Consider the following 11721-nt stretch of genomic DNA (forward strand, 5'->3'; position numbering starts at 1 on the left):
CTAACATATACACAACAAGTAATGTAATCGTTCGAAATATAGAATCCGCAGTATTTCGTATTATTTTCATTTTCTTTGTAATTCCTTTCAGTTTACTTGCAAATTCGTGTTATACTATAGCATTCAAGCAGTTTATTTTTACTTAAAGCAATCATAGTCATTTATAAAGAGTATGTTCTAAATCATTGACTATTATCAAATAAGATTTTTATATAACGGAGTGATCATATGAGTAAAACGAAAGCAAAACCGAAAAAAGGTGTAGGACAAGGTACAGGAAGTAAAGGATGGAATCGTTGGCAATCAAGTGCAAAGAAAAAGGCAGCTGCCAAGCCATATAAAAGTAAAGGGACTAAAAAATAAATTCTGTATTATCTCTTTACTTTTTTCAAAACAAATTATAATTATTACACTAAAAAAGCTATGCTCTCATACATGTGAAAGCATAGCTTTTTATATTAAATCATTAAAATATCTCGTATTTCTTCCTCCGTGATTGATGATAATTTCTCTTCTCCCGGCTCAATCACTTCAGCGATTAAATTTTTCTTACTCTCTTGCAGTTCATGCATTTTTTCCTCAATTGTTCCGTGGGCTACTAATTTTATAACTTGTACTGTATTTTTTTGTCCCATTCGATATGCTCTATCAGCTGCTTGTTGTTCAACAGCTGGATTCCACCATAAATCGTATAATATAACCGTATCGGCACCCGTTAAGTTAAGACCTGTACCACCAGCTTTTAAAGAAATGAGAAATAGATCCCCTTCCCCCTCGTTAAACCGATTACATAGCTCTACACGTTCTTGTGATGGTGTACTCCCGTCTAAATAAAAGTATGGAATCGCTTGACGATTTAACTCACGACCAATAATAGACAGCATCTTCGTAAATTGAGAAAAGATTAAAATTCTCTTACCAGTACTTCTGCATTCCTCTAGTATCTCTAATAGTTGTTCAAATTTAGCTGAACTACCCTTATAATCATCAACGAATAAAGCCGGATGATTACAAATTTGTCGCAATCTCGTTAAGCCAGCTAAAATTCTAATTTTATTTTTACGTAACGTATCTTTATCTAAATGTTTTAACGTTTCTTCCCTTAATTTCGCTAAATAAGCAGCATAAAGTCTCTTTTGATCTGGTAATAACTCCGATGACTGTAAGTGCTCTATTTTATCTGGAAGCTCCTGTAATACGTCTTCTTTTAATCGTCTTAATACGAAAGGTTTTACGCGCTTCGCTATATCTTCGCGTCTTAAATCACCGAATTCTTTTCTTCCTGGTAATAATTCCGGAAATACGACATGGAAGATAGACCATAGCTCTTCTAATGAATTTTCTACAGGCGTTCCCGTTAGCCCGAAACGAAATTCAGCTTGAATTGTTTTCACTGCTTTTGCAGTTTGGGTTGTAGGATTTTTAAACGCCTGTGCTTCATCAAGAAACAGTGTATGAAACGGCCTCGCATACGACCTTATATCTCTTCTCAGTAATGGATATGACGTAATTACGACATCAAATTCCACTATGTCTTTTAATATTTTTCGCCGCTCTGTTTGATTTCCATCTGCAATAACCGCTCTAATATGCGGGGCGAATTTTTTCAATTCACTAAACCAATTATAAACAAGAGAGGATGGTGAAACGACTAATATAGGTAGTTTCTTTTCTCGAATTTCAGGCAACACAGAATCTATGTAAGCAATACTTTGCAGCGTTTTTCCAAGTCCCATATCATCTGCTAAAATACCGCCAAAACGGTAATAGGCGAGTGTTTTCATCCACTCAAATCCGTATACTTGATACTCTCTCATTACAGCATTTAAAGTTTGCGGCACTATAAACTTTAATTTTTTCGGATTTTGAATGCTTTCCACTAAATCTTGAACAGACTCATCTAAACTTAAAACATTACCTTCGTGAAGTCCGTTCATCCATTTCACACTCCGAATAAGCGGAACATTCACTTCTTCCCCATTTAAAAATTCTTTTCGAATACCTGATTCTTTTGCAAACTGATTAATTTCATTAAACTCTTTGCTCTCTAGTGATAATAATGAACCATTCGCTAATCGATAATATTTGCGTTTCTCTTCAAGAGCCACTAATACCCCTTTAATTTCTGCTTCCGGTATTCCTTTTATATCAAAACGAAATGACAACCAATCAATTCTTTCTTTTCTTCTCACTCTAATAAGTGGTGCTGTATCCCCTTTATGAATACGTAATTTAATTGCTGTCGTCGCATAAATGTCAACCAAGCCTTTTAACGACGGAACGACGTGATATAAAAAGTTATACTCAGCCTCTTCATTATGCATAAAGTAACCACCTTCTGTTTTCGCAAAGGCACTTTCACTCATAATGTCTAAAATCTCTTTTTCCTTTTTCTCATCACGATTAAAAACAGACGGCTGTCCATCTTCTTCTAACGGATTGATCATGACGTTTCCATAATGAAATTCAAGACCTGCTAACAAACGATTTTTCACTCGATCTAAATACAGCTTTGCTTTTAGCGACGGCGTTTCAACACGATCTGATATTACTTCATCAATGCGTACCGTTCCCAGTTTCATTAATCCTGGCACAACTTTCGCTACAAAATGTTCCATCTTACTTTCAGGAATATAAAACTGATTGCTATTTGAGCGACTCATCATCTTTTGCAATTCAATAAGTCGCATACAATCTTCCATAGGTAAATGATATAATTTCCCATCGTAAAGAGCGTTGTTATACATTTCCATAACTTGAACACGATTTAGGCCGTCTATATGAAGTGTGAATCCACCATTATTTCCTTTCTTAAACTCAAAATGTAATGGCAATAAACCGTTTGAAATTTGTAAGCCCTGAAACTGTTGTTCATTTTGTTTCAGCTGTACATACTCAACTTTAGAAAGTGAAGAGAGCATATCTTTCCACGAAGCTGGCGGTATGAATATCATACTTTCATCTTGTTTCGCATGTACTTCTAACGCATCTTCATACATTTTTTCATTATGATACATTTTAATAAGCTGCTGAATAACCGCATCTGTTTCCTGCCTGAAGCTATGTACATCTGGTGTGTATGTAAATTCATTAGAACAATGAAAAGTCTCTCTCTTCTCCACTTTAGAAAGAAATTCTCTAATATGCTTTATAAAATATATTTTCGCAAGTTTTAACTGAATTCCAAGAAGCGCCCCACCACTTTTCGTCGCTACTGGTGAACATATAAACGCAACATCTAATATTTCACGTGTATCAAAACGGTGTTGTTTACTTTTTGGCCGCAGTGGTTTGTCTGCAAACAACTGAAACATTCCGCTCGTTAATTGATCATTTCCGCTCATATTTTCGGACATGCCGCCCGTTTGCTGGTTATAATTTATTTGTATTAGTACGGCTGCAACATGTTGACAATACGTTTGAAAAGACGCTAATGAAGGACAACTACATCTCGCAACTACATCACCTTTTTTAGCTTTTTCTACTGTAACATGAAAATCCTCATTCCCTTTTACCGTCGCCTCACAAATTTCTTTCGTTTCATCATAATGATTCACGATTACTTTATTTGCTTTATAATAAGCTTCGCCTCTTTTATATGAGGTCTCTCCGCATACTTCTTTTATAATCGATTTATTTAATGTAAAACTCATTGTTTTGACACTTCCTTAATGTAAAACCATTTTCTCTTACTTAACATTTTACATGCTCTACGAGAAAATATAAAATATTGATTGAACAAAAAAAGATGCTTATTTATAAGCACCTTCTTCACTCTATCTCCATCAACCGTTTCGCCTCAAAATATAACACTTGAATAAATTTTTTCGTATTAATTCGTATATGGCCAGAAGTCGCTACTTCATCCTTTGTCATTTCTGTCATCCGTTTTCTAACTACAGTGAAATCAAAAAACTTCGGAGCATAGCTTTCAAATTTCGGATTTGAAAAGTCTGTTAGTCCGAGGGAGGCTAAATGATTCAATGATTGATAAATTGCTCTTCTCACACGTTGTTCAGATGCTTTTCTCTCCTTATCTATATCTGTATCCGAAGCTATATGATCTAATTTTTTTAATGTTATTTGGTGAAAAATATCTTTTAACGCAGGAAAGCCAAATTCAAATGTCTGCGCCTTTTCTTGTCCGTATAAATATTCCAGCATACTAAGTAAATCTTTACTTCCGTTCTCTCCCGCAATACCGAGCTCTGCTAGTAAGAAGCGTCCTGAATCTGATATCTTTTTTCCTTCTTGCACTGTTTCACTACGCATTTGCGGCTTTTCCCACTGAAACACATTATTTAATGATTTTTGAATGTCATATATAGAACGTTCCAAACGAATACGCTCCATCACTTTTCGTACAACAGATACTACTTCTATTTTGTTTAGTGGTTTTGTAATATAATATTCCACACCAAGTGTATACGCCTCACCAATGAGCTGTTTCGATTCAACTTGGGAAATCATAATAATTTTCCCAGTAAATGAAGACGCTATATGACGAACTGTTTCAATGCCGTCTCTCATCGGCATTAGTAAATCAATAAATAAAATATCTACTTTTTTATAATTTAGCTGTTCTGCTTCAATAAACGCTCCATCTTCCGATTCTCCAATTACTTCCCCAAGATCGCCATCCTCAATAATTTGCGAAAGCATCGAACGGAAAACTTCATCATCATCTACAATATAATAAAACAAACCTATTCCCCTTCCCGCTTTAAACTGCACTCCGGTAAACAAACGATAAACTTACACCCTTTTCCTGTTTCATTGTCTTCTAACCTTACTTCTCCGCCAAGCTCTGTTACCATTTCGTGTATGTAAGAAAGTCCAATACCTGTTGACGGTGTTCCTGTTTGATCATACTTGGAAGTAAACCCTGGCTTAAATACTAATTTCTTATACTTTTGTGCAATACCAGGGCCATCGTCAATTACTTCAAAGATTACATGTTGCTCTCGTTTATATAACTTAATACGAATGAGACCTCTATCTTCAATTGCTTCCACTGCATTGGCAACTAAGTTATTAAAGATTGATAGCACTGTATACACGTGATATGCAGCGTGTTCACCTTCTATATGTTTTGAAAAACGTATATCTTTCCCTAGCATTTCAGCATATTTCTCATTTATTCTTACGATCATTTCTGTAAGCTCATGTCCTTCTACATACTCAGTCACATTTTTATCTAATAACAGTTTAGATAATCCTGCAAAAATCCTTTGATTATCCTTTTTTATTTCGTGCACTTCTCCTGCTATTTTCAATGCTGTTTTACTACTGGAATCATCGTCTGTCTGTAAATTTCGATATAGTTGATATGCTTCTTGTGTAATCAATTCTGCATTTTGTAACGTTTTTTTCAAGTGAACAGATTCTACATATAAATTTGAAAGGTGCATGAACATTTTTTCATTTTCTTTTCGGACTTGTGACTCTTTTAATTTCGTTTCATATAAAATCATCATATTTAAAAAGCCAAGTGCAAAGAAACTACGAAAAATAGCAATAATAATTAATTTATTCACTTCAGAAACTGTTATTGTTGTACCGAGTACTACCATATGATAAATCGCAAGTTCTGACATACTTGCGATAATTTCAATTGTAATTCCAAGGCACCCAATAACGATTGGTTTCTGATGAAACTTATTCACCCTACAAAGTGAAAAAAGACTTCCATAAATAAAATAATAAAAGAACACAGGATAGCGCAAATAAAATGATTCTGTCATATGAAATGAACCTTGCATGATCCAATCAAGGCATACACGGAATAAAACGACACATATACCGACAAGAATACCTGCAGCCGCTGCTGGTATTCTTCTTAAAAATAATAATAAAAAGAAGAAAAGCGGTGTCCCAAAGCTAACGCGAAACGTATCGTTAAAAGGATGAAAATTAAGCTCTCCAGCAATCGGAACAACAACCATTAATATAATTAAAAGGGATATATCTTTCTTCCATAATTGATTCCAATTCAAAGGTGCCACTTCCTATACTTTTTTCGACAATAAAAGTGAAAGCCCGCTTATTATAATAAACGGGCTTTATTTCTATATTCTAACCTTTTCTACCGCTTTTATTTGGCGGTACTCCGGCTCCCATATTGCTTCTTTCACTGCAATCTTGATATCGTTATCACTTAAGTTCTCTCTAGCAACACCTTCTGCAACGGCAACTTTCGCTACTTCAATTGCAACCATTTCCGAGATATTACGTAACTCTTCAACCTCTGGCAAAATAGGTGCTCCTGGCTGACTTGTGTCTACCATGCTTGCAACTGCTTCAGCAGCTGCTGCGAACATTCCATCCGTCATGACGCTTGCACGTACAACAATTGTTCCAAGACCAAGACCTGGGAAAATAAGTGCGTTATTTGATTGTCCAATCACATACGTTACACCGTTGTATGTAACTGGTTCAAATGGACTTCCTGTTGCAACTAATGCTCTTCCTTCTGTCCACTCGATTAAATCAGCTGGTTTTGCTTCAGCAAGTGGCGTCGGATTCGACATCGGTAAAATAATTGGTCTTTCTACGTGAGAAGCCATTTCTTTAATAATCTCTTCTTTGAATGCTCCTGCAACAGTTGATGTACCGATTAAAATTGTCGGTTTTACATGCTTCACAACTTCAGCAAGTCCAATCACATCATTTTGTTTCCACTCACTTACTTTCGCTTCTTTTCTTGCATATGGAATTTGGAAATCAAGAAGATCTACCATATTATCTGTAACTAACCCGTTACGATCAATACACCAGAAACGCTTATATGATTCTTCTTCTGATACGCCAACGCGGACCATTGCATCTCTAACTTGATCTGCGATACCGATTCCAGCCGTACCAGCACCAAACACAACAACGCGGTGTTCACTTAAAGGTACACCCGAAACTTTCACTGCCGATAACACAGCAGCAAGTGAAACTGCACCTGTACCTTGAATATCATCATTAAATGTACAAATATCATGACGATATTTATCTAAAATTTTTCGTGCATTTCGAGAGCTAAAGTCTTCCCAATGTAAAAGTGCTTTCGGGAATTGTTTATTCACTGCTTGTACAAATGTATCAATAAATTCATCGTAAGCTTCACCAGTTATACGAGGGTGACGATTTCCAATATAAAATGGATTGTTTAATAGTTCCTCACGATTTGTACCCACATCTAAAATTACCGGTAATACACGGCTAGGATCGATACCAACTGCGGCCGTATAAACAGCTAATTTCCCGATTGCGATGTTTATACCACCAACACCCCAGTCACCAATTCCAAGTATGCCTTCTCCATCTGTTACAACGACTAAATCAATGTTTTTAGCTGTTGCACCGATATTCGCAAATGCTTCTTCAATACCCGACGGATCGTTAATTGATAAATACACACCACGCGGTTTACGATATTCATGACTATATCTTTGAATCGCTACACCAACAGTTGGTGTATATACGATTGGTAACATTTCACGTAAATGATTTGTTAATATACGATAAAATAACACTTCGTTTCGATCATGTAACGCTGTTAAGTATACATTCTTTAATAAATCGTCCGGCTGAGAACAAAATTGTTCATACGCTCGGCGTGCTTGTTCTTCTAATGTTAAAACCGCTGGCGGTAATAACCCTTTTAAACCTAATTCTTCTCTCTCTTCTTGCGTGAAAGCGACCCCTTTATTTAAAAGTGGTGTTGATAATACTTCTACTCCTCTTAATGTCGTTTCTAATGAACCATTAGAAGCTACTGTAAACTTACTCATAACATCCCTACCTCTATTCATATATAGCATTTCTATATTGTAAACAAAAAAGAGGGGATTGTCCCCCTCTTCTTTTAATTTTTCTTTAAAAGAGTTGCTCCTGCAATCCCTGGGTGTGTCATTTCGAATGGATCTAGAATTAACTCTAAGTCTTCTTGTGACAGTACACCGTTTTTCACACAAAGTTCTCGAACGGATTGACCTGTTGCAATTGCTTCTTTCGCAACGCGAGCTGCTGCTTCATAACCGATATGAGGGTTCACGGCTGTAATAATTCCTACACTCTTCTCAACATACTCTTTTAAGCGATCTTCATTCGCTTCAATTCCTTTTAAGCAATTATCTGTAAAGGCACGGAAACCGTTATTCATAATGCTAATAGATTGAAGTAAGTTGAAAACAAGTACTGGCTCCATCACGTTTAGTTCTAATTGTCCTGCTTCTGAAGCAAGGCAAATTGTATGGTCGTTACCAATTACTTGGAACGCAATTTGATTAATTACTTCTGGCATAACAGGGTTTACTTTCCCTGGCATAATAGATGAACCTGGTTGACGAGCAGGTAACATAATTTCCGCTAAGCCAACACGTGGACCTGATGCCATTAAGCGAAGGTCATTCGCAATTTTAGACATATTCATCATACATACTTTAAGTGCTGCAGATACTTCAGTGTATGCATCCGTATTTTGCGTTGCATCTACTAAATCTTCTGCACCAACAAGTGGTAGTTCACTAATTGTAGCTAAATGTTTTACAACTGCTTCAATATATTCTGGATCCGCATTTAAGCCTGTACCAACTGCAGTTGCTCCCATATTTACTTCATATAAGTGTTGACGTGATTGCTGAATTCGTTTCATATCACGTTCAAGTACGCGAGAGTACGCTTTAAATTCTTGTCCAAGACGAATTGGCACAGCGTCTTGTAAATGTGTACGGCCCATTTTAATAACATGATCGAACTGCTCTGCTTTTAATTCAAATACATCGTGCATATAACCCATCGTTTGTAATAAACCTTCTAATGCGTTTAATGTTGCGATATGAATCGCCGTTGGGAATGCATCGTTTGTTGATTGCGCCATGTTTACATGACTATTTGGACTAATATAATGATAGTCTCCCTTTTCCATTCCTAATAATTCAAGAGCACGATTGGCCATGACTTCATTTGCGTTCATATTCATTGAAGTACCTGCTCCGCCTTGGATTGGATCTACGATGAAATGATCATGCCATTTTCCATCAAGAATTTCTTGAGCAGCTTCTGCGATCGCGCCGCCCTTGTTCAATTCCAATCTTCCTACATCTGTATTAGCAAGCGCTGCTGCTTTTTTTACAATTGCAAAAGCTCTAATTAAACCTTCATGGATTTTGTATCCTGTAATCGGGAAGTTTTCAACTGCACGCATTGTTTGTACGCCGTAGTACGCATAGTTCGGTACTTCTTTTTCACCTAAAAAATCTTTTTCAATTCGAACACCATTTTTAACTTCAGTTAATGTTGCCATGATTATTCACTCCTTAACGATTTCTTATGCTGCTTTTGTTTCTTTGACTGTTTCTACATATTGTTTTGCTTTCTCATTATCGAATTCGCCTTCCCACTTCGACATAACAATGGCCGCTAATGCATTTCCTAACACATTGACAGATGAGCGAATCATATCTAAAATGCGGTCAATTCCCGCAATTAATGCGATGCCTTCTAGTGGTAACCCCATTGAACCTAACGTTGCTAATACAACAACGAATGATGCACCTGGAACTCCCGCCATACCCTTGGATGTTAACATGAGAACGAATAATAACGTTATTTGCTCTGTCAGTGACATGTGCACACCGTACATTTGTGCAACAAACAATGCCGCTAACGCTTGATAAATAGCCGATCCAGTCAAGTTAAATGTATAACCTGTCGGAATTACGAAAGAGGCAACGGCCTTTGGACAACCGAACTCTTCCATTTTTCTCATTATATTAGGTAAAACAGCTTCTGAACTTGCTGTCGTAAATGAAAGAATAAGTTCTTCTTTTAAAATTTTCATTAATGTAAAAATGTTTACGCCAACCATTCGTGCATTAATACCTAATACAATCACAACGAATAGTATAACAGTTACGTATACAGCTAGCACTAGTTTTCCTAAAGGAAGTAGTGTTGCTACACCAAATTTTGCAACCGTAACTGCAATTAATGCGAATACACCAAATGGTGCAAATTTCATAACTTGATTTGTAACCCAAAACATCGCTTCGAGTACACCTTCAAAGAAGTTAAAAACAGGCTTTCCTTTGTCTCCAATTGCCGCAACTCCTAAACCGAATAATACTGAGAAGAAAATAATCGGTAATAAGTCACCTTGTGCAATCGATTCAAATACGTTTTTCGGTACAATATGAACAATTGTCTCAGCAAAACCTTTCTTCTCTGTAGCATCTGCTGTTTGTTTATAAGAAGAAATATCACTTTGCTGTAAGTTACTCATATCAATGCCAGTACCTGGTTGGAATATATTCGCCGCAAGTAATCCCATTAAAATAGCAATCGTCGTAATAATTTCGAAATAAAGAATTGTCTTACCGCCCAGTTTCCCAAGCTTCTTCATATCTCCTACACCTGCTACCGCAACAATTAATGCTGAAATAACAATTGGTACTACAATCATTTTAATTAAGTGAATAAATATATCCCCAATTGGTGTGATATAAGAAATCGCCGTTTTATTGCCATAAAAGATTGCCCCTACTACAATCCCTAAAACAAGCGCGACAAAAATTTGTGTTGCCAATCCGAATTTTTTCATTTATGTTCATCCCCTTCATGCGAACGCTTTCATTTCGTATTTATAAAAGCTTACTCACACATCTTATAGGCGAACCTACAAAATCATACAAAAACCTACAAGTTCGTCACAAAAAATTCGAAAATTTTTCTTTTCTTTTTCATTGACACCTTTTTATTAAAAAGAAATAAAATATACTTGATAAGTAATCAGATTATTTCGTATAATCAAAAAGATATACACTTACAACAAATCGAAATGAAAAGGAGTGGATGATATGAAAAATTATGTACAAAAATTCGTCCTATCTTCTTCTTTTCTTTTTCATTTTCTTAAAAAGGAACAAAGGCATTTGCCTTTGTTCCTTTTTTATTGCGATCTATATAGGGGGGAATTGTTATGAGGCCATATAAACGTGTCTTAATTAAATTAAGCGGCGGTGCACTTGCCGATCAAACCGGAAATAGCTTTAACTCCAAAAGATTAGAACATATCGCAAACGAGATTTTATCCATTGTTGATTTAGGTATCGAGGTATCTATTGTCATCGGCGGCGGTAACATTTTCAGAGGCCATTTAGCTGAAGAATGGGGAATTGATCGTGTAGAAGCTGATAATATTGGTACGTTAGGTACAATTATCAACAGTTTAATGCTACGCGGCGTTTTAACAAGTAAAACAAATAAAGAAGTACGCGTTATGACTTCCATTCCGTTTAATGCTGTAGCTGAACCATATATCCGCCTACGCGCAGTACATCATTTAGATAACGGTTATATCATTATCTTTGGAGGTGGTAACGGGCAACCATTCGTTACGACAGATTATCCAAGTGTTCAAAGAGCCATTGAAATGAATAGTGACGCTATATTAGTCGCAAAACAAGGAGTAGATGGTGTCTTTACTAGTGATCCAAAACATAATAAATCAGCAAAAATGTACAGAAAACTAAACTATAACGACATTGTTAGGCAAAACATACAAGTAATGGATCAAGCCGCTTTATTACTTGCCCGTGATTATAATTTGCCAGCACACGTCTTTAACTTTGATGAGCCTGGAGTTATGAAAAGAATTTGCTTAGGTGAGCATGTCGGGACATTGATTAATGATGATGCTTCATTGCTTGTGCATGAGAAATAATTATTTCT

The 11721-nt window shown here is 36.1% G+C and carries 8 protein-coding genes; 2 read left to right on the forward strand and 6 right to left on the reverse strand.

Going from position 1 to position 11721, the window contains the following annotated elements; all coding sequences use genetic code 11:
• Window positions 1–228 precede the first annotated feature (228 nt).
• Entirely contained in the window at window positions 229–363 is a 135-nt protein-coding gene (locus QCI46_RS18935) for a DUF3934 domain-containing protein (protein ID WP_000047588.1), read from the forward strand.
• Between the two features lie 95 nt (window positions 364–458).
• On the opposite strand, the gene QCI46_RS18940 is transcribed toward QCI46_RS18935, so the two are convergent.
• From QCI46_RS18940 to QCI46_RS18965, 6 genes are all read right to left on the reverse strand, one after another.
• Complete coding sequence (locus QCI46_RS18940; RefSeq protein WP_353841149.1) at window positions 459–3653, reverse strand: DEAD/DEAH box helicase; 3195 nt, start codon at window positions 3651–3653, stop codon at window positions 459–461.
• 118 nt (window positions 3654–3771) lie between these two features.
• Window positions 3772–4704: a response regulator gene (locus QCI46_RS18945; protein WP_353841150.1), complete on the reverse strand. Its 933-nt coding sequence runs from the start codon at window positions 4702–4704 to the stop codon at window positions 3772–3774.
• A 2-nt stretch (window positions 4705–4706) separates the two neighbouring features.
• Complete coding sequence (locus QCI46_RS18950) at window positions 4707–6005, reverse strand: sensor histidine kinase (RefSeq protein ID WP_327958591.1); 1299 nt, start codon at window positions 6003–6005, stop codon at window positions 4707–4709.
• Between the two features lie 63 nt (window positions 6006–6068).
• A complete protein-coding gene (gene malS, locus QCI46_RS18955) occupies window positions 6069–7781 on the reverse strand; it encodes an oxaloacetate-decarboxylating malate dehydrogenase (RefSeq protein WP_353841151.1) in 1713 nt (570 codons plus the stop codon).
• Between the two features lie 74 nt (window positions 7782–7855).
• Window positions 7856–9295 (reverse strand): aspartate ammonia-lyase, encoded by a 1440-nt coding sequence (aspA, locus tag QCI46_RS18960; RefSeq protein WP_048561196.1) that lies wholly within the window; start codon window positions 9293–9295, stop codon window positions 7856–7858.
• Between the two features lie 24 nt (window positions 9296–9319).
• Window positions 9320–10591 carry a cation:dicarboxylate symporter family transporter gene (locus tag QCI46_RS18965; protein ID WP_353841152.1) on the reverse strand — a complete coding sequence of 424 codons (1272 nt, stop codon included), beginning with the start codon at window positions 10589–10591 and terminating at the stop codon, window positions 9320–9322.
• Window positions 10592–10969: 378 nt separating this feature from the next.
• Here QCI46_RS18965 and pyrH point away from each other — a divergent pair, with 378 nt between their 5' ends.
• Window positions 10970–11713 carry a UMP kinase gene (gene pyrH / locus QCI46_RS18970; RefSeq protein ID WP_088082896.1) on the forward strand — a complete coding sequence of 248 codons (744 nt, stop codon included), beginning with the start codon at window positions 10970–10972 and terminating at the stop codon, window positions 11711–11713.
• Window positions 11714–11721 lie beyond the last annotated feature (8 nt).

The organism is Bacillus cereus group sp. RP32 (assembly GCF_040459735.1).
Classification (GTDB): Bacteria; Bacillota; Bacilli; order Bacillales; family Bacillaceae_G; genus Bacillus_A; species Bacillus_A wiedmannii.